The 18,738-nt window shown below is 67.4% G+C and carries 23 protein-coding genes; 19 read left to right on the top strand and 4 right to left on the bottom strand.

Annotation, left to right across the window (positions count from 1 at the left end):
- The first annotated feature begins 37 nt into the window (after positions 1-37).
- From FS388_RS01875 to FS388_RS01860, 4 genes are all read left to right on the top strand, one after another.
- Complete coding sequence (locus FS388_RS01875) at positions 38-1,144, top strand: serine hydrolase (protein ID WP_146339164.1); 1,107 nt, start codon at positions 38-40, stop codon at positions 1,142-1,144.
- A gap of 228 nt (positions 1,145-1,372) precedes the next feature.
- Positions 1,373-1,831, top strand: coding sequence for a hypothetical protein (locus FS388_RS01870; protein WP_146339162.1), 459 nt, complete (start codon positions 1,373-1,375; stop codon positions 1,829-1,831).
- 19 nt (positions 1,832-1,850) lie between these two features.
- The gene (locus tag FS388_RS13110) at positions 1,851-2,288 is read left to right on the top strand and encodes a hypothetical protein (RefSeq protein WP_210410217.1); all 438 of its coding nucleotides are present in this window, start codon (positions 1,851-1,853) and stop codon (positions 2,286-2,288) included.
- A 1,022-nt stretch (positions 2,289-3,310) separates the two neighbouring features.
- The gene (locus FS388_RS01860; RefSeq protein ID WP_146339160.1) at positions 3,311-3,529 is read left to right on the top strand and encodes a hypothetical protein; all 219 of its coding nucleotides are present in this window, start codon (positions 3,311-3,313) and stop codon (positions 3,527-3,529) included.
- Positions 3,530-3,572: 43 nt separating this feature from the next.
- On the opposite strand, the gene fliW is transcribed toward FS388_RS01860, so the two are convergent.
- Genes fliW through FS388_RS01840 form a run of 4 tightly spaced genes read right to left on the bottom strand, consistent with a single transcriptional unit; the run spans position 3,573 to position 6,741 of the window.
- Positions 3,573-3,950, bottom strand: coding sequence for a flagellar assembly protein FliW (gene fliW / locus FS388_RS01855; RefSeq protein ID WP_168198560.1), 378 nt, complete (start codon positions 3,948-3,950; stop codon positions 3,573-3,575).
- Positions 3,947-4,828, bottom strand: a complete 882-nt coding sequence (locus FS388_RS01850) for a flagellin (protein WP_146339156.1) — start codon at positions 4,826-4,828, stop codon at positions 3,947-3,949. Before FS388_RS01850 ends, fliW begins: the two co-directional genes overlap by 4 nt.
- 14 nt (positions 4,829-4,842) lie before the next feature.
- The gene (gene flgK, locus FS388_RS01845) at positions 4,843-6,255 is read right to left on the bottom strand and encodes a flagellar hook-associated protein FlgK (protein ID WP_146339154.1); all 1,413 of its coding nucleotides are present in this window, start codon (positions 6,253-6,255) and stop codon (positions 4,843-4,845) included.
- A gap of 3 nt (positions 6,256-6,258) precedes the next feature.
- Positions 6,259-6,741, bottom strand: a complete 483-nt coding sequence (locus FS388_RS01840; RefSeq protein WP_146339152.1) for a flagellar protein FlgN — start codon at positions 6,739-6,741, stop codon at positions 6,259-6,261.
- A gap of 331 nt (positions 6,742-7,072) precedes the next feature.
- Between FS388_RS01840 and FS388_RS01835 the strand changes: the two genes are divergently transcribed.
- The 15 genes from FS388_RS01835 (at position 7,073) to FS388_RS01765 (ending at position 18,668) form a co-directional block, all read left to right on the top strand.
- Entirely contained in the window at positions 7,073-7,810 is a 738-nt protein-coding gene (locus FS388_RS01835) for a sigma-70 family RNA polymerase sigma factor (RefSeq protein WP_168198559.1), read from the top strand.
- 133 nt (positions 7,811-7,943) lie between these two features.
- On the top strand, positions 7,944-8,804 hold the full coding sequence (locus FS388_RS01830; protein WP_146339147.1) for a flagellin: 861 nt from the start codon (positions 7,944-7,946) through the stop codon (positions 8,802-8,804).
- Positions 8,805-8,904: 100 nt separating this feature from the next.
- Positions 8,905-10,218, top strand: a complete 1,314-nt coding sequence (gene fliD / locus FS388_RS01825; RefSeq protein ID WP_146339145.1) for a flagellar filament capping protein FliD — start codon at positions 8,905-8,907, stop codon at positions 10,216-10,218.
- A 61-nt stretch (positions 10,219-10,279) separates the two neighbouring features.
- On the top strand, positions 10,280-10,717 hold the full coding sequence (fliS, locus tag FS388_RS01820) for a flagellar export chaperone FliS (RefSeq protein ID WP_146339143.1): 438 nt from the start codon (positions 10,280-10,282) through the stop codon (positions 10,715-10,717).
- On the top strand, positions 10,707-11,030 hold the full coding sequence (locus tag FS388_RS01815; protein ID WP_146339141.1) for a hypothetical protein: 324 nt from the start codon (positions 10,707-10,709) through the stop codon (positions 11,028-11,030). Before fliS ends, FS388_RS01815 begins: the two co-directional genes overlap by 11 nt.
- A gap of 177 nt (positions 11,031-11,207) precedes the next feature.
- The gene (gene flgB, locus FS388_RS01810) at positions 11,208-11,549 is read left to right on the top strand and encodes a flagellar basal body rod protein FlgB (RefSeq protein WP_146339139.1); all 342 of its coding nucleotides are present in this window, start codon (positions 11,208-11,210) and stop codon (positions 11,547-11,549) included.
- 2 nt (positions 11,550-11,551) lie between these two features.
- Entirely contained in the window at positions 11,552-11,947 is a 396-nt protein-coding gene (locus tag FS388_RS01805) for a flagellar basal body rod protein FlgC (RefSeq protein ID WP_146339137.1), read from the top strand.
- Positions 11,944-12,279 (top strand): flagellar hook-basal body complex protein FliE, encoded by a 336-nt coding sequence (fliE, locus tag FS388_RS01800; protein WP_246836265.1) that lies wholly within the window; start codon positions 11,944-11,946, stop codon positions 12,277-12,279. Before FS388_RS01805 ends, fliE begins: the two co-directional genes overlap by 4 nt.
- Positions 12,280-12,330: 51 nt before the next feature.
- Positions 12,331-13,977: a flagellar basal-body MS-ring/collar protein FliF gene (gene fliF, locus FS388_RS01795; protein ID WP_146339135.1), complete on the top strand. Its 1,647-nt coding sequence runs from the start codon at positions 12,331-12,333 to the stop codon at positions 13,975-13,977.
- Complete coding sequence (gene fliG / locus FS388_RS01790; protein WP_146339133.1) at positions 13,974-14,996, top strand: flagellar motor switch protein FliG; 1,023 nt, start codon at positions 13,974-13,976, stop codon at positions 14,994-14,996. Before fliF ends, fliG begins: the two co-directional genes overlap by 4 nt.
- Positions 14,986-15,639, top strand: a complete 654-nt coding sequence (locus FS388_RS01785) for a FliH/SctL family protein (protein ID WP_146339130.1) — start codon at positions 14,986-14,988, stop codon at positions 15,637-15,639. The genes fliG and FS388_RS01785 overlap by 11 nt, the downstream gene beginning before the upstream one ends.
- Positions 15,640-15,683: 44 nt before the next feature.
- Positions 15,684-17,048, top strand: a complete 1,365-nt coding sequence (locus FS388_RS01780) for a FliI/YscN family ATPase (RefSeq protein WP_146341817.1) — start codon at positions 15,684-15,686, stop codon at positions 17,046-17,048.
- Positions 17,048-17,476: a flagellar FliJ family protein gene (locus FS388_RS01775; protein ID WP_168198558.1), complete on the top strand. Its 429-nt coding sequence runs from the start codon at positions 17,048-17,050 to the stop codon at positions 17,474-17,476. The genes FS388_RS01780 and FS388_RS01775 overlap by 1 nt, the downstream gene beginning before the upstream one ends.
- Complete coding sequence (locus FS388_RS01770) at positions 17,473-18,279, top strand: C40 family peptidase (protein ID WP_146339126.1); 807 nt, start codon at positions 17,473-17,475, stop codon at positions 18,277-18,279. Before FS388_RS01775 ends, FS388_RS01770 begins: the two co-directional genes overlap by 4 nt.
- Entirely contained in the window at positions 18,276-18,668 is a 393-nt protein-coding gene (locus tag FS388_RS01765; protein WP_146339125.1) for a hypothetical protein, read from the top strand. Before FS388_RS01770 ends, FS388_RS01765 begins: the two co-directional genes overlap by 4 nt.
- The last annotated feature ends 70 nt before the right edge of the window (positions 18,669-18,738 follow it).

The raw sequence follows: 18,738 nt of genomic DNA, 5'->3' as shown, positions 1-18,738 counted from the left end.
TCGCATACGCTTCGTCTCCTGATCGAAGGGGGCCTCTGTGTCCGATGCTCTCCATGGCCTCCTGGCTCGCCACGTCGAGACTGGGACGATGCCTGGGGCCGTCGCCAGCTGGGGGAAGGATCATCATCCGATCAGCGTCGGACGTGATGCACCGGGTGGGCAGCCTCTGCGGACGGACTCGATCTTCCGCATCCAATCGATGACGAAGCCCGTCGCCGCAGTGGCGATGCTGCGCCTGGTCCAGGACGGACTGATCGGTCTGGAAGATCCGATCGCCGCCTGGATGCCTGAGCTGGCCGAACCTCGCGTGCTCTCCCGCCCCGACGCCGCTCTGAGCGACTCGGAACCTGCACAGACCCCGATCACCGTGCGCCACCTGCTCACCAACCAATCAGGCTTCGGCGTCATGACCACGGACTCCCCGCTGAAGCAGGCCATGGTCGCGGCGGGAGTTGAAGCAGGTGCGGCGCCGGTGGCCCTAGGGGCTCAGGACTGGCTGAACGCACTCTCGGCCCTGCCCCTCGCCTTCGAGCCGGGCCGCGGATGGCGCTACCATCACTCCTTCGGTCTGCTGGGAATCCTGCTCGGACGTCTCGGCAGGGGCAGCACGCAGCGCGTGCTTGCTGACACGGTGTTCACTCCGGCGGGAATGGCCGACACCGGTTTCAGTGTCCCGCCCGCTCAGGCGCACCGTCTGATTGCGGCATTCCGGCACCGGGGTGAGGGGTTCGAGGAGTCTGAGCCCCCGGGAGAGGGCTTCTACTGCGCCCCTCCGCCATTCGATGTCAGCCACTCCGAACTGGTCTCGACGCTGTGGGATTATCACGCGTTCCTCCGAGCGCTGCTTGATGGTCGTCTGCTCAGCCCCGAATTCAGGGACGAGCTGCGCAGCGACCAGATCCCCTCTGGCTCAAAGACGGCTGAGAGCTTCTACCCGGGCTTCTGGGAGAGCACAGGCTGGGGGTTTGGGGTCTCGGTCGTGACAGGGGGACCCTGCCGCGGTCGGTTCGGCTGGTCCGGCGGACTCGGCACCGACTTCTTCGTCGACCCCGACGGCAGGATCTGCATCGTCATGACCCAAGTGGAGATGAACGAGCGGGTGTTCGGTCTGCTCGCAGAGCTTCATGCGCTGGGTCCGGTTTAGCGCCTGCCCTGCCGCATCCTGCGGTCTCTTGGGGCGACCACGGGGGATTCCCCGTGCCATGGTCCGATGGTCTCCCCGTGAAGCACCTGCATCCCCCCGTGATCAGTACCTGAGAGTGCCATTTTCCGGGTCACAGCGACCATTTGGGGGCTAGCGTGATCTCTGGCGGATGAACGGGAATTCAAACGCTGGAACGTCATAAGCACTCTGATTTAGGGGAACTTGGGAATGGTTGAAAAGCAGGGGGATCAGCGGGACAGGGCTGCGCGGCGCAGGAACGGGCTGCGCCGCGCAGTGCTGAGCTCAGCGGCTGCGGTGACGATCACCGCAGTCAGCGCAGGTGCAGCAGCACCAGCCATGGCGCACGGGCCGAAATGGCTGGAGGGCGGCAAGCAAGTCAGCGCAGAGGCTAGTATTGAGATCGTAAACAACGAGATTGTTACCGGAAGTCATTGGGATTCGAAGCGCCTCATCGGTTCAATCTTCCACCTGGATGGCAAAGGCCTGAGCAAGCAGACGAAGGCTACTCTCACCAACCGGGGAGCTCTGTTCGACATCGAAGTGGGCGCCAAGGGGTACCGCACGGTCACTGTCAACGCTGAGGCGCAGCTGGGCCTGAAGTTCCGCTCCGGTCACTGCACCGACAAGAAGACCAACCTCAGCCACGCGATTCGGCTTTGGGGATGACGGCGCGTTCAGCTTCAAAGTGAAGAAGGGCGCCGACATCATCTGCCATCTGAAGAACCTCCCCGTCGAGAAGCCGAAGGAGGAAGAGCCGGAGCAGGAGGCACCGGAGCAGGAGAAGCCGGGCAAGGAGAAGCCCGGTAAGGACAAGCCCGGTAAGGACAAGCCCGGTAAGGACAAGCCCGGTAAGGACAAGCCGGGCAAGGACAAGCCGGGCAAGGACAAGCCCGGTAAGGACAAGCCGGGTAAGGACAAGCCCGGTAAGGACAAGCCGGGCAAGGACAAGCCCGATACGGTCGAATCGGCATCCCTCGGCATCACCAAGAGCGCCTCGGTCGAGAGCACCAAGCCCGGCGAAACTTTCGCATACCAGGTCGACCTGGAGCACCTCAGCGGGGGCCCGCCTACGAGGTCGCACTCACTGACGAGCTGGATGAGCGAATTCGCGTCGACGAGGTGATCGCTGGCAGCGACGACACGTGGCAGGCCTGCGAGGTCAGTGGGCAGGATGATGACGGCTTCGGCGGGGTCCTGACGTGCGATCTGGATGGTTCCCTCGATGCGGGTGACGAGGTGGACCCCATTGAGCTCCACGTCAGCACCGCCTCTGACGCAGCCCCCGGTCACCTCACCAGCACTGCAGAGGTGACATGGTGCAGCGAGCACGGTGAGGACTGCGACGCGGCGAGCCAATCGGTCGACGTGAGAGTCGATGCGATCGAAGAGCCCGTGGACGACGTCGACGAAGAGCGCGATGAGGGAGAAGCTGGCGAACCCTCTGAGCCCGTTGTGACCGACGAACCCTCTGAGCCTCGGGAAGAAGCCCCCAGCCAGAGGACGAGAACTCCGAGGGTGAGGCGATCGAAGACGAGGCGCCCCAGCCGGAGGACGAGAAGTCCGAGGACGAAGCGGTCGAAGACGAGGCGCCTCAGCCCGAGGATGAGACGTCTGGAGACGAAGCCGGCGAGAAGGAAGCAGCTCAGCCGCAGCATAAGGACGGTGACGAGAACGACTCCTCCGCGGGGCTGCTCCTGCCGCCGAGGACGAGCCGAAGCCCGTCGAAGAGATCACCCCTGAGCCATCACCGGCAGGGGAGCAGGACACTCCCGGTCAGCTGACCAGTGAGTCCGCATCCGAGACGCCTCACTCGGATGACACAGAGGACGAGCTGGCGCGGACCGGAGTGAGCACCGGAGGTGCGGCATTGGGCGCTTTGGCCCTGCTGCTCTCCGGTGCGGGGACCTGGTGGATCGCCAAATCCCCACGGCGACGCACCGAGGTCTCCTAACGGAGGGAACGGGAACAGGAGGCCGTCGGCATAGCGGTCGGGGTCCAGGGAAGGCTCGATCCGCCGCCGGCGGTCTCCGCCCCTCCGAGAAGAGAGCGAACTGATTCGCCTCAACAGATCTGGCGTGTGAGGACTGTACCGGGGAAGGGTAGTCCTCACACGCCTTTCACGTTCATCGAGCGGAAGGGACCCTCGTGGTCAAAAGCGTTGATATCGAAGAGTTTCGTGAGCGGCTGGAGATCTACCTCGCCGGCACCGACCCGATTGTCATTCACCGGGGCGGACAGACCCTCGGACACTGCATCCCCCTCACGCAGCGTCAGGCGGCCCCCCAGCCTGAGCGCAACACGGAGGACACCCGCCGCCGAATCCGTGAGCGCAGGGAACGCGCCGAGATGGGCCTGTCTCTGTGAACCACCACCGGTGCCCACCCCAGGACTGGGCCATCGAGCCGTGTCATTCAGAAGGGGTGAGCACTCGCCGCACAGGAAAGTCCTGTCCCTCAAGGATGACCTGGGCCGCCTGAAGGGTATCGACGTTCACCAGCACCGGGGCCAAAAGGTTGGCAGCCGGCTCGCCCTGTGCGGTATTGACCACCACAAGCACCCGAACCTGATCTGCGGATACGGCGTCCACCTCCGAAAGATGGGCGCGAATGTCCGGAGCGTAGTCCCGGATGTGAAGGGCCGGGTCCATCAGGAAGAGCTTCAGCTCCGGCAGCTCATCCGCTTCCAACGAGTACAGGCCGGCGGCCCCCTCCACGGCCGAGAGCACGAACTGCGTCAACGGCGCCAAGCCCGGAAGCGACTGGGGAAAGCGAAGCTGGGACGTCACCGCAGATAATCCATCAGCGACGACTGGAGCACGCGCGCCGAGGACATCAGTGCCGCCTGGTATGCGACCTCCTGGGCCTGCAGGTCAAGAGCGGCGGACGCCAAGTCAGCGTCCTCCAGATCACCCCTGCGGGTCTCGAGCCGCACTCTGTCATCCATGAGAACTGCCTCCTGACGAAGCGTCGTCGCATGCTGGGCGCCCACCTCAGCCTGAACAGCCTGCAGGCGCGAGAACCAGCCGTCCAACTCCTCAATCGTCGGCAGCAGCGATTCGCCGGAGCGCACGCTCTCGGCTGCGCGGGCCAGCATGCCGAACACGTTGTCCTCACGAGTGCCGAAGGCAGCAGCGCCGTCCACATCGACGCGAACAGTGGTGCCTTGCCCCACCTTTCGGGTCACCGAGGTGTCCGCCACCCCCTGATGCATCCCATCCGCATCGAAGGCACGGGGCGCATCGGACGTTCCCGCGAACACGCTGCGTCCCATGAACTGGGTGTTCGCCGCGTCCAGCAGATCCTTCCTCAAGGCTTCCAGCTGCAGCGCATGCGTCTCACGGGTGCTGGGCGTCATCGTGCCCTGGTTCGACGCAGACAGAAGGACGTCTCTGGCCTGGTGGATCGTATTGACTCCGCGCGAGATAGCCGAATCTGCGCTCGAGAGCCAGGCGTTGGCATTGCTCACGTTGCGCTCATACTGGACATTGGCGCGCAGCTGAGCCCGGACCTCCATAGCCTGAGCGGTCGCAGTCGGGTTGTCCGAGGGCCGCTCGATCTCCTTCAGGGACGAGGCCTTACGAGTAGCCGCGGCGAGCCGCTGCTGGGCAGCCTGAATATTGCGATCAGCCGCCGCGACGACTGAGATGGAGCTGACGCGCTGCATGTTCACCACTTTCCCTATCGCCCGACCACACCGGTGCGGTTGATCAGCGTGTCCAACATCTGGTCGATGGCCGTCATCACTCGGGCCGCCCCCTGATAGGCATGCTGGTGGGTCAGCAGCGACACGTTCTCCTCGTCCAACGAGACCCCCGCGTGCGAACGCTGCGCCTCAACTGCGCTGACATGAGCGGTCGCTGCGTTCACAGACACAGCCGACGCGTCACGCAGGGCTGTTCCCACCCGGGCCACAAAAGCGCCCCACATCTCGTCCGGTCCGCCGGACGCGGTGCCGAATTCCGCGATCCGCGACGCGTTGGAGCCGTCCAGCGCGCCGCCTCCAGGGGTGCCCGCAGCAATCTGGTCCGCCTGAGAGACCACAACCTTCAACGATGCTGCGGGATTGGCAGCATCCACTGAGAAGAAGTCCTTTCCGGGGTCACCCGCCACTGTGACCCCCGCACCCTGAGCCCCGTTCACTCGGCCGGCGAGCTCCAGGGCGATGTCGTCCATCGCCGCAGCCGCAGCCTTCAGCGGGCCGCCGTCCTCAGGCGCAGCCAGCATGGCGATTCTGCCGGCGATCTCACCGCCGGTGAGTGAGGCCGCATCCCCCGTGGCTTCCCGGTGCGACCATGTCACGCGGGGACCTTCCGCATCGCTGATGCTCGAACCGCCCGAGACCGCGAGGCTCCTGGAGGACGAGCCCTCAACCAGTGCTGTGCCGCCGATCAGCACATCCGCCGTGCCACTCGGGTTGTAGCGCACCTCGGCTCCGGTCAGCTCCGCAATCCGCGCCGCGAGCTGATCGCGCCTGTCCAAGAGTTCGTTGACCGACCCTCCGGCCGCCCCCTGGCTGCTGATCTGCTGGTTCAGGGCAGCTGCCGATGCGGCAGCGGAGTTGACCTCCGTGATCGCTGCGTCGAGGGAGCGGCGCTCTGAGGCGTATTGGGAGGACAGCTCCTCGTGCATCCTGTTCAGCTGATCCGCAGCAGCCTTCCCGTTCGATATCAGGACAGCCGCGGGCGGCTGCTCACCCGGCGCCGCAGCGACGTCGTCCCATGACTGCCAGAATTCGCTGAGCAGCTCCGAAAGGCCGCCCTCCCCCGGTTCGCGCAGGATGCTCTCTATGCGAGAGAGGCCGTCGACGCTGACCGACGTCTGCTCAGCGGCCGCCCCGGTGCTTCGCACCCGGGCATCCAGGTGCAGGCTGTTCAGCCGAGCGACGTCAGTGACTGTCACTCCTCCGGAGGAGCTGGACCCGAGGCTGAGGCGTCCCACCGTCGCAGGGGCAGCGACGGACGCGGTCTCCACGCGTTGGCGCGTGTAGCCTTCGGTGCCCACGTTCGCGATGTTGTGGCCGGCCGTCTCGAGGCCGCGCCGGGCGGCGGTGAGGCCGCTCCAGGCTGTGCTGAGCCCGCTGAAGGTGCTCATGGTCTACAGCTCCGTATCCAGCAGCCGAGGGGACGGGTCTGAGCCGCCCTGCCGCGGCTGGTCATATGTGTAGGTGTCGGAATCCAGGCTCGCAAGAGTCTCCTGGGTGGCGCGCTGCGCTCCGCGAAGAATGGTGGTGTTGGTGTCCTTCAGCGCCGCGATGCGCTCCGCGGTGGCACGCAGGGCGCTGAGGTGGTTCTCCAGGATGTCCCGCCAGGCCGGCTCCGTCACGGCCTGGGTGATCTGGCCCAGCGTCGAATCCCCGTCCAGGTTCAGCGATGCGGCCACCTCGGCGGACTCCACAGCTCGGGCCAGCGACGCCGCGCTGACCTTTTCGACCACGGTGTCGATCTCCCGGGTGGCCCGGTCCAGCCACTGGGTCTTGCCTGCGACCAGCAGGAGCTGCTGCTCCTCCATCTTGAACTCCAGGAGGTCGAGGAGCTCACGCTCGCGCCACAGCAGGGCGGTGAGCGAGTTCAGCGTCATAGCAGCTCCTTGCGCAGATCAGCGGGGTGTCTACCCGCACACTGTCGGCACGGATCCGCGCTCCGTAAGATGAAATCTTCTCAAACGGCGTGCGTGCTGTCGACGGTTACCTCCTCTTAACTTGCAGTTAGCAATGATCTAGTTCAATGTTGAAGAAGTCAGGATGACTTAAGGACTTTTTAAGGTGGTTCCCAGGAATGGATGCTCGGGACCGCAACAACTGAATGAGAGCAGAGCGGCTGAGGCGGCCGCTCTGTGCTCAAGGCAATATGGGGATTGCACCTTGAACACGCATGCACGGAATCAGCTTGTGGTCGATAACCTCCCGCTCGTGGGATACCTCGTGTCAGACCTCTGCTCACGAGCGACGCACCTTTCGCGCGAGGATCTGACGTCAGTGGGATCCATCGCGCTCATCCAGGCAGCGGATGCCTTCGACCCGGAGAAGGGCGTTCCGTTCGGCGCGTACGCGCGCCGCCGCATCCTGGGGGCGTTCGCCGATGAGATGCGGTCCTCTGACTGGGCGGGACGGCTCCAGCGGCAGAAGATCCGGCAGAGCCGATCCGCCGAGGACGCGCTCACAGGAGCCCTGGGACGCAGACCCTCTGTCGCTGAGGTGGCGGCCGCCATGGGAGTCGACGAGAAGACGGCCGGGGCAGCCATGAGGGACGCTCAGCTCACCGAGGTCTCCCTGGAGGACGAGATGTCCGACTATCTGGTGGCGGAGAGCTCCACCCCGGAGCAGGAGCTGCTGGCCGCCGAACAGGCGCACGTCACGCGAGAAGCAGTCCAGGCGCTTCCTGAGAGGATGCGGCTCATCGTCACGCGGCTCTTCTTCGACGGGAGCACCGTGAAGGACGTCGCCGCTGAGCTGGGCGTGACCCATTCGGCCGTCTCTCAGCAGAGGACAGAGGCGATGCGCATGCTGCGCACCGCGCTGAACGCCCACTACGCCATGGGCACCCCTGAACCCGCGGCGGCGAAGGGCGCAGGAGCCAAGCGGCGGGAGCAGTACTCCGCGATGTACGGCCAGCGTGTGCTCGGCGGCCTGCTGGCTCTCATCGCCTGAGCGGCCCTTGAGGCGGCGAAAAAGTTCTTCGGCGATCTGCTAACGGCTGGGTGGGGCCGCGCCGATAGCGGTGGGTGAGGTCCATGGACGGACCCGATCATCAGCAGAAGAACTCTTCATGGAGGAATGAGATATGTCTCTTCAGATCAACACCAATGTCGCGGCTCTGAACGCACACCGCAACCTGTCCAACACGCAGAACTCCCTGTCCAGCTCGCTGGAGAAGCTGTCCTCAGGTCTGCGCATCAACCGTGCGGCCGACGACGCTGCCGGCCTCTCGATCTCCGAGGGCCTGCGCAGCCAGGTCAACGGCATGGAGGTCGCAGCCCGCAACGCGCAGGACGGCATCTCGCTGATCCAGACGGCTGAAGGTTCGCTGACTGAGGTCCACGACCTGCTGCAGCGTGCCCGCGACCTCGCCGTGCAGGCCGGTAACGACTCCAACAACGCCGAGTCGCGTGCCGCCATCACCAGCGAGCTGAACGCCATTGGGGAGGAGCTCACGCGCATCTCCGAGGGGACCAACTTCAACGGCATCGACCTGCTCAAGGGCGGTGAGGACGATGCGCTGACCTTCCAGGTGGGAGCCGGGGCAACCGCGTTCGACACCATCGAGGTCAAGTTGGACAGCATCTCGCTGACTCTCGAGGATGAGGGGGTCTCGATCGCCGGTGCCAATGGCGTGCTGGCTGACTTCGATGTCAGCGACAACGCGGGTGCCCAGACCCTGATCGGACAGCTGGACGCCGCCATCACCCAGGTGTCCTCGGCGCGTTCGGAGCTGGGTGCGACCCAGAACCGCATGGAGTCGGCCATCAACAGCCTCAACGTCTCCCGCGAGAACCTCTCTGCTGCTGAGTCCCGCATCCGCGATGTGGACATGGCCGCTGAGATGACCAACTTCACGCGCTCGAACATCCTGTCCCAGGCCGGCACCGCCATGCTCGCGCAGGCGAACCAGTCCACCCAGGGCGTGCTGCAGCTCCTGGGCTGATCCCCCGGCTGACGCGGCGTAGGGCTGCCCCGGGACATCAGCATCTCTCCCTGGGCAGTCCTGCTCCGCACCCTCCCCATGACCTCCAGAGGAGCTTCGGATGACTTCCATGTCAATGCCCGGCATCGCCACCGGCATGGACACCCGGGCCATCGTCGACCAGCTCATGGCCGTGGAGGCCATACCGCAGCAGCAGCTGAAGCGACGGGCCGCAGCCCAGAACGAGCTGGTGGACACCCTCCGTCAGCTCAACACCAGGGTCGCCGACCTCAGCACGCTTGCCCAGGAGGCAAAACGTCCTGAGGCCCTGCAGCACTACAGCGCCTCGACCAGCAGCAGCGCCGCCTCGGCTGCCGCGCGCCCCGAAGCTGCTCCCGGAACGGTCAGCTTCACCGTGGATTCCCTCGCTGCCCGGCACACCGCCGTCACCGACGCAGTCGCCGCATGGGACACCGCCAGCTTCACCATCGTCGGAGCCGACGGCGAGGAGCACGCTGTGGAGGCCGCCTCCACTGAGCTGAGCGACGTCGTTGCCGCCATCAACCGCGCCACCGCCGGGGTGAGCGCCACGCGTGTGGCCACCGGCGAGGGGACCTATCGCCTCCAGCTCACGGCCTCCGCCACCGGGGCGGGCAGTGCGTTCAGCCTGGGCGGCACGAGCATCGGCTCGACCGTCACCGCCGAGGGCGCTGACGCCGCCGTCACCCTGTGGGCGGGCACTGCCGCCGAACAGCGGGTCACCAGCTCCAGCAGCACCTTCGCGAATCTGCTGCCCGGGGTGGATGTCTCCGTCGCCGAAGTCTCCGCCGCTCCTGTCACCCTCACCGTGGAGCAGGACACGAAGGCCGCGACCGCCTCCGCACAGGCCCTGGTCACCCGTCTCAGCTCCGTCCTCAGCTTCATATCCGGACAGTCGGCGGTGACCACCGATGGCGACGACGTCAAAGCCTCGACCCTCACCGGCGACTCCACCGCACGGGCGGCGCGGCAGAGGCTCACCGACGCCGCGATCCAGCCCATCGCCGGGGAGTCCCTGGCCTCAATCGGCATACAGATCAGCCGACGGGGCGAGATCACCTTCGACCAGGCCCGCTTCGCGCAGGCGCTTGAGAACGACCGAGAAGGCACTGAGGAGATGTTCTCCGTGCTGGCAGGCCGTGTGGCGGACACTGCATCCTCCCTCTCTGACCGCTACAACGGCCAGATCACCTCGCGCATCACCGGCCAGGAGACCAGCATCCGTCGGACCGAGGACCAGATCCTGACCTGGGACTCCCGTCTGGCGACCCGCCGATCCACCTTGGAGCGGACCTACGCTGCGCTGGAGGTCGCCATACAGCAGATGAACTCCCAGATGGACTACCTGCAGTCCCAGCTGGCCAGCCTGCCGCAGAGCAGGCCGAAGAGCAGCTGACCCCAGCCATCCGCCGCACCGCCTGACCCCGTCCCAGCACCGCCGCTCACAGGAGAAGACGATGAACCGATTCGGAGCCCTCACCGGCAGTCCCGAGCAGATGCGAGCCCGGATGCAGCGCGAAGCCGTGCTCTCCGCCAGTCCCGGCAAGCTGCTGACGATGCTCTATGACCGGCTGATCCTCGACCTGGACCGTGCCGAAGAGGCCCAGCACCAGCAGGAGTGGGTGCGGGCCCAGGAGCAGCTCCTCCACGCGCAGCAGATCATCAGCGAGCTGCTCGCCACCCTCGACGTGAAGGCGTGGTCTGCAGCTGCGCAGCTGCAGAGCATCTACATCTTCTGCACCGAGCTGCTCATCACCGCGAATCTCCGGCGCAGCCCCGCCCTGACCCGCCAGGCCCGCGACCTTCTCGAACCCCTGCGGCAGACGTGGCACGAGGCCCTCGCCCAGCAGGACGGAGACTCCGCCCCGCAGAGCGGACTGCTCGGTGTCGCCTGAGCGGCGTGCCTCCCAGGCTCAGTGGGAGGAGTACCTGCGCCGGGTCGAGACGTGGGCCCAGCACGTCCTGAACCCGACCTTCGACCGTGATGCGCTCGACGCCCCTTCACCCGAACCGCCCGCGCAGCCGAGCACCGCGCTTCCCCCCGAGTTCGCCGAGCGGGCCCTTGATGCGTCGCTGGCCCTGGAGCGCGCCTCTCAGCAGGCGCGGGCCGCGCAGGCTGAGATCGGCAGGAGCATCACCTCCCTGCGGCGGGCACCGACGCACCCGGATGAGACTGACCAGGCCCGCTACTTGGACACCAGCGGCTGAGTCGATCGCCCCGCCTGAGAAAGAAGATCCTCCACGGGGCTAACGCGCCTGCTCGAACTGCCGACAGTGGGGGACGAGCACGGATTGCTCCCAGCGAACCGGCCATGGATTGGCCGTCCACAGGTGGATACGCCGCACGTTAGTGCGCTGTCCGCACATGCATCCCCGGGGGGAGCAATGTTCGATTCCGTGACGTCCCGCGCGCTGACCAGCGCCCTCGACGGCCTTGCCGCACGGCAGAACGCCATCGCGGACAACCTCGCCAACATCAGCACGCCCAACTTTCACGCCCGACGCGTCCAGTTCGAATCCGCACTTGCGGATTCGGTCCGCCGAGGAGACGGGGCGGCGGAAGCTTCGGCTGCCCGTTCGCTGGAGCCCACGCGCCTGAACGGCAACAACGTCAACACAGACACCGAGACGCTCTCCAACGCCGACACGGTCCTGCGCTACCAGTTCGCCGCCCAGTCGCTGACGTCCCAGTTCACCAACGTTCGCACCGCCCTCAGGAGCGCCTGACCATGCCCATGGATGCCATCGGAATAGCCGGGACCTCACTGAGCACCCACCGCAAATGGTTGGACGCCGTCTCGGACAACCTCGCCAACGTGAACACGGTGACCTCCACCGAGGACGCAGCCTTCCAGGCCCGCTACGTGACAGCCGTCGCCAACGCCGACAACCAAGGGGTCTCCGCCGTCGGCAGCGAATGGGGCGACGCGGAAGGCCGCGTGGTCCACGAGCCCGATCACCCTCTGGCCGACGAGCAGGGGTATGTCCGCTACCCCGACATCACTCTGTCGGACCAGATGGGCAGCCTGATCATGGCCCAGCGCGGCTATCAGATGAACACTGCCGTGGTGGACCGAGCCATCGACATCTACCGGGCGGCCATCCAGATCGGAACTCCGAAGTGACCGAAGCGATCCTCTCCGCCGCGCCCACCGCCGCGACCGGATATGTGCAGCAGAATCCTCAGCTTGAGCGTGCCGCATCGCTGAGCCCCACCGCGGAGGCTCAGCCAGCAGGCTCGTCGTTCGCGTCAATCCTGGGCGGCGCGGTCGACGGCGTCTCGGGCATGGAGGCCGGCGCCCGCCAGCTGGCTGTGGACGGCGTGACCGGAAACCTCGACGACCTCCACCAAGCCACCTTGGCCCAGCAGCGGGCATCCTTGGGCTTCGAGACCATCTCCGCTCTGCGCAACCGCGGAGTCGAGGCGTTCAACGAGATCATGCGGATGCAGGCCTGATCCATGACATCACCAGCCCACGCCCCAGACTCCGGTGAGAGAAGAAGCCCCATGGACACCCTCCGGGGCTACCTCTCAGGCTGGACCGCTGCCCACAAGACCCTGGCCATCCTGGCAGCGGCCATGCTCGCCCTGGGCGGGTACGCCCTCTACTACGTCATGTCCCAGCCCAGCATGGCACCGGCGTTCACCGGCCTGGCCGGCGAGGACTCCGCAGAGATCGTCGAGCAGCTCCGGGCCGACGGGGTGCCGTACGAGCTGGCATCCGGCGGATCCACGGTCCTCGTCCCGGAGGAGCAGGTCTACGAAGCACGCATCCAGGCCGCCTCAGCGGGACTCCCCGCCTCATCGGGAGGCGGATACGGGCTCCTGGACGACATGGGCGTCACCTCCTCCGACTTCCAGCAGTCGGTCACCTACACCCGAGCCGTCGAGGGCGAGCTGGCGAGCACCATCGAGGCCTTCAGCGCGGTCCAGTTCGCCAAGGTCGCGCTCTCCATCCCCGAGGAGACCGTCTTCTCCGACGCCCAGGAGGACGCGACTGCCTCCATCTTCGTCAATGCGGCACCGGGCACCACCATCACAGACAGCCAGGTGCAGTCAGTGGTCCAGCTGGTCTCCGGAGCCGTCGATGGTCTCCGCCCCGAGAACGTCGCCGTCGTGGACGGGGACGGAGGCGTGCTCTCGGCCGTCGGGGAGGGGCCGGCCGGCGGCAGCAGCGGCGCAGCCCTGGAGTATGAGGAGCGGGTCACCGCCTCGGTGCAGACCATGTTGGACAGCGTCGTCGGACGAGGCGGCTCCACGGTGGTGGTCACCGCCGATGTGAACCCCGAATCGGCCGAACGCCTCGAGGAGACGTTCGACGCCGCCGAGGACGCCCCTGCGCTGCGCGAATCCTCCTCCACGGAGAACTACACGGGAACCGGAGGCGGCGCCGCAGGAGTGCTCGGCCCGGACAACATTGCGGTGCCCGGAGGCGGCGACGGCGAGGGCACCTACACAGCGGAGACCGAAGAGCTGGAGAACGCCATCAGCAAAGTCACCGAGACCACGACGGTTCCGCCCGGAGCGCTGAACAGCCAGTCGATCTCCGTCGCAGTGGACGAGAACGCCGCCGCCGGACTGGACATGCCCGTCCTCACGGCCATGGTCACCGATGCCGTGGGGCTCAACGAAGAGCGCGGCGACGCGCTCAACGTCTCGATCGTGCCCTTCTCCACCGCCGACGCCGACGCCGCCGCGGAGGCGCTCGCCGAGGCGGAGGCCGAGGCCGCCGCAGAAGCGCAGCGTGAGCAGTTCCAGCAGATTCTCACCAGCGCCGTCATCGCCGGTGCGCTGCTGCTTCTGCTGCTGGCCGCCCTGCTCATCCTCCGCAGGCGCAGGAAGCAGCAGACGGAGGAGCTCGAGGACCTCGGCGAGTCATACCCCTACGAGGCGCTGGGGGCGGGCCAAGCCGCGGAGGCAGCCGCGGTGGGGGCAGGTCAGCGGCCTGCCACGCTGCTTCCTCCCGATGCCGAGACGGCGGTGCTGCCGGTGGCCCGGCCCGACGCGGCCGACGGCGGCGGTGCGGCATTCGGGGCAGACGGCGAGGAGTCTGTTCAGCGACGGGCTGAGCTCAACGCCCTGGCAGCCCAGGACCCTGAGCGGATGGCCGAGCATCTCCGAGCCCTGATGGACGAGGAGGCGTCCAAAGTATGAGTGAGGTCGCCGTCGCTCTCACCGGCACCCAGAAGGTCGCGCTGGTGCTGATGCAGATGGACCGTCAGCAGGCGTCCGAGGTCCTGCGGCACTTCAGCGAGCTCGAATCCGATGAGGTCATCGCTGAGATCGTGCGGCTGCGTCGAGTGGACCGGCGCACCATCGAGAAGGTCCTGGCCGAGGTGCACGGAGCGATTCGCGCCGGTGTTCCCGCCGCACGGGGCGGCAAGGACTTCGCTGCTGCGCTGCTCCAGGACACCTTCGGCTCAGAGCGGGCCGACGTGGTCATGGGCCGCCTTGCATCCTCCATGGCAGGAAAGTCCTTCGACTTCCTCGAGTCCGCCGACCCTCAGCAGATCGCCGTCCTCCTGGACGAGGAGCTGCCGCAGACGGTGGCGCTGGTGCTGGCCCACCTCAAGCCCGACGTGGCCTCGGTGGTCCTCTCCGGCGTCGACGCCGCACGGCGCACAGACGTGGCCACCTGCTTGGCCACTATGGGGCCGCCCTCGCCGGACGCCGTCCGAGTCGTCTCGGATGCTCTGAAATCCCAGATGGGTGCCTCTGCAGCCCCGGCAGAGCCCCCTGCGGCGGTGGGCGGAGTGCAGCCGCTGGTCGACATCATCAACCGTTCGTCGGTCAACGTGGAGAAGGAGCTGCTGGAGGAGCTTGCTGAGCGCGATGCGCACCTCGCCGAGGAGGTGCGCGCTCGTATGCTCACCTTCGCCGACCTGGTGCGCTTCGACCGCCGCGACGTCCAGCAGATCATGCGAGGCATTGATCCCACCGTGCTCGCACTGGCCCTCAAGGGTGCCCCCGAGAACGTCGAGCAGGTGATTCGGGCGAACATCTCCGAGCGGACCAAGGAGATTCTCGACGCCGAGGTCAGCTCACTCGGGGCGGTGCGCATGTCGCAGGTGGAGGAGGCGCGCGCGGACGTGGTGCGGCAGATCCGCGAACTGGAGAACGAAGGCATCATCACTGTCCAGCGTGTAGAAGAGGAGGACGCTCTTGTCCTCTGAGCAGACAAGCATCGTTCCGCTGAGCTTCGCCACCCTCTCCGCCGGAGGCGCCAGCGCAGCCCCCTCCGTCGAGACCGACCGCGCGCAGGCTCGCACACAGGGCTACGCCGCAGGCTACGGTGCCGGAATGCGCGCCGCCGCCGAGCAGACGCAGGCCCAGCGGGCCGAGCACGACCAGAAGCTCCGTGCACAGCGCGAGCAGGCCCATGCAGAGCAGGCGGAGGCGCTGGATGCGCTCGCCCGGGCGGCTGACGCGTTCGCGCACCGGGCGCTCGAATCAGTGGGCACGCTCGACCGCTCACTGGCAGCGGCAGCCCTGCAGCTCGCCGAGGCGCTCCTCGGGGCTGAGCTGAAGGACGGTCCGCACTCAGCTCAGGCCGCACTTCTCCGTGTGCTCAGAGACGCGGAGCCCGAGTCGGTGCGCGCGGTGCGCATGAGCCCGCACGCGGCGAGCCTCATCGCAGACAAAGCCGAGCAGGCCGGGGTGCGCGTCATCTCCGATGCTTCCATGCCTGAAGGAAGCGCGGTCGCGGACCTCCGGGAAGGGTTCCTCGATGCGCGCCTGACCACCGCTGTGGCGCGGTGCCGAGAGGCGATCGATCGTGCCGGAGCCCCCTCCCCGGCGTCGGAGGCCGCCGCGTGACCGCCGCACCCGCCGAGGTGCACGTTCCGGCTGCGCTGCCCGCCATGCTGCGCGCCGCCCAGCCGACGGCCGCCGGCGAAGTGACGAGGATCGTCGGACTCGGAGTCGAGGTGGGAGGCCTGAGGCAGGGCCGCCCCTCCGACGGCTTCTCGGCCGAGGGCGCCGAAGCGCTCAGCAGCGCATTCTCCGTACCGGTGGGCGCGGTCGTCGAGATCGGCACGGCCAGGACACCCGCAGAAGTGGTGGCCGCCGAAGGCGACCGCCTGCGCTGCATGCCGCTCTCCGGCCTCCACGGGGTGGCTGTGGGGGATGAGGTCCACCTCTCCGAGGGCCCGTCCCTGGTGCCGATCGGCGAAGGGCTCATCGGCAGGGTCATCGACGGGCTGGGTCGCCCGCTCGACGCTGAGGGCCTCGGGGTCTCGGCGCGACCCTTGGGGCCGCACCATCTTGTCGCACTGGATCAGGCCCCGCCCTCCCCGATGCGTCGCCGTCGCATCCATGAGCAGCTTCAGCTGGGAATCCGCAGCGTGGACACGATGACCTCGGTGGGACGGGGTCAACGCGTCGGGCTCTTCGCCGGCTCCGGCGTCGGAAAGTCCTCGCTGCTGTCCATGGCGGCGCGCGGCACAGAGGCTCGGATCAACGTGATCGCACTGATCGGCGAGCGAGGGCGCGAGGTGCGCGAGTTCATCGAGGACGATCTCGGCCCGGAGGGTCTGGCCCGCTCCGTGGTGGTGGTGGCCACCTCGGACGAGCCGTCCCAGATGCGCGTGCGCGCAGCATTCGCAGCCACACGCATTGCAGAGTCCTTCCGCGATGCGGGCATGGATGTGCTGCTCATGATGGATTCGCTGTCGCGGGTCGCGATGGCCCAGCGGGAGATCGGACTGTCGGTGGGGGAGCCGCCCGCCACACGGGGCTACCCGCCGAGCACCTTTTCGCTGCTGGCGCGGCTCGTCGAGCGTGCCGGCATGGACGAGTCAGGATCAATCACCGGGATCTATACGGTCCTCGTCGACGGCGACGACCACAATGAGCCCGTGGCCGACGCGGCCCGCTCGTTCCTCGACGGGCACCTGGTGCTGGACCGACGTTTGGCGGTGCAGGGGCACTACCCGCCTGTCAATGTGCTTGAGTCCGTCTCCCGGCTGGCGTCACGCGTCACCGCATCCGAGCACCGCAGCGCGGCCGCAGACCTGCGCCGGGTGATGGCGGCGAGGCAGGGCGCCCAGGACCTGGTCGACGTGGGGGCGTACCAGCGCGGCGCCCAGCCGTTGGTGGACATCGCCCTGGAGCACAGCGACGCCGTAGAGCAGTTTCTGCAGCAGAGCCTCGAGGAGACGGCCTCGGCGGCCGACTCCTGGGCGCGGCTGCTTGAGCTGGTCGGCCGATGGAAGGACCGCATCTGATGGCAGCCGCTTTCTCACTCGCAGGCCTTCTGCGTCTGCGCAGCCTCCGCGAGGCCGACGCGGCCGGGAGGCTGTTCACCGCCCATGAGAAGACTCAGCGGGCCAATCAGCGCCTGGAGAAGTTCCGGGTTCAGGCGGCGCAGAGCGAGGCGCCCCAAGGGCCGCCCGAGTCGCTCCTGGCCGTCGCCGCCGCTCGATCCTCCTCTCGAAGCATGCTCGATGAGCTCCGCGCCTATGCGGAGCAGGCCTCCTCAGATCAGCAGCAGGCGGAATGGGACTACCGGAGCGCCCGCCAGGACGTGAAGGTGGTGGAGAAGCTGCAGGCTCGTCATGACCAGCGGCTTGCGCATGAGCGCCTCGCTGCAGAGCAGGCGGCGCTCGACGAGGCTGGTCAGCAGCGCAGCCTCCGTGAGGAGGGGCTCTCATGACATTCTCCTCAGCGATGGGTCGGATCGGTCAGATCGAATCTGCCATCGGCGCATACAGCCCCCAAGCTCCACCCCCGGGTGCGGCGCAGAACGTGCCGCGCTCTGGGGGAGCCCCGGCGCTCGCCGCGTCGGAGGCCCGCGCCGTCAGCGCGGAGCCCGGCACCGCGCTGCGAGGGCCCCAGCCGCTGAGCGGCCCGGCCTCGGACTTCGAAGCGCTGATGCGCGTGCTCAGCTACGCTGAGGAGCTCGGCGCGGGTCCGCGCTCCTCAGCGCCGCGGGATGCGTCCTCTTCGGTCCCTGGCGCATCCCCAGCATCCTCTGCCTCATCGGCGACCCCTGCAGGCAGTGCCTCTTCCGGCGACGGCAGCGGACGAGACATCGTGGCAGCCGCTCAGAAGCATCACGGAGTTCCGTACCTGTGGGGAGGAACGGACCCGAGCAGAGGCTTGGACTGCTCAGGGCTGGTGAAGAATGTGATGGCGGAGTTCGGCATCAGCGTCCCGCGGGTCGCTGCCGCGCAGGCACGCGTGGGCAAGGAGGTGCCCTCCCTCGAGCAGGCGAAGCCGGGAGACCTCATCGTCACTCGCGGCGGAGGCCACATCGGCATCTATGCCGGCAGCGGTGAGTGGACCCATGCCCCCCGTCCGGGCCGCAGCGTAGTCACCGAGCCGGTCAGCGGCACCATTATGACCATCCGACGGATGGTCGACTCCCCGCAGGAGGCGTCAGCGGCGCCTGCGGCCCAGACGGCCTCAGCCGACCGCGGCGCTTTCGAGGCCCGTATGGCAGGAGCCCGGACATGACCGCTCTGTTCGCCCTGCTCGCCGCCCGATCGCTGACCGCTCCCATGCCCTCCGCAGCGTCAGCCCACAGAACGACGGATGCTGATGCCTCCTTCTCCCACCTGCTGGGTGCCGCGGCTCAGGACGGTGCAGCGGACGCTGAGGAGGCTCCCACCATCCAGCGCCATGCACCTCTCTCAGAGCGTGACGCGGAGGCCGGGTCCCAGCAGACGACGGACGATGTGCCGGCGAGCTCAGAGAGGGCGCTCTTCGTCTCCCTCCGACCCGGCGGAGGGGAGAGCCCTCCCTCGGCCGCGGAGAAGGCGCCGGCCGCGGACCGCATCGACGTCCCCGCGGGGAGCCGCCCACAGACCTCTCGCCCGCAGACACTTCGCGCATATCCAACATAGCCGGAGAGGCTCCCCGGCAGGATGCCGGCTCTGATGCGGATGGGGCGCAGGTCCCGGCGCAGCATCCCGA

Origin of the sequence: Nesterenkonia sp. NBAIMH1 (genome assembly GCF_007922635.1) — a bacterium.
GTDB lineage: Bacteria > Actinomycetota > Actinomycetes > Actinomycetales > Micrococcaceae > Nesterenkonia > Nesterenkonia pannonica.
The sequence above is the reverse complement of the archived record's forward strand: the minus strand, read 5'-3'. Positions and strand labels throughout refer to the sequence as shown.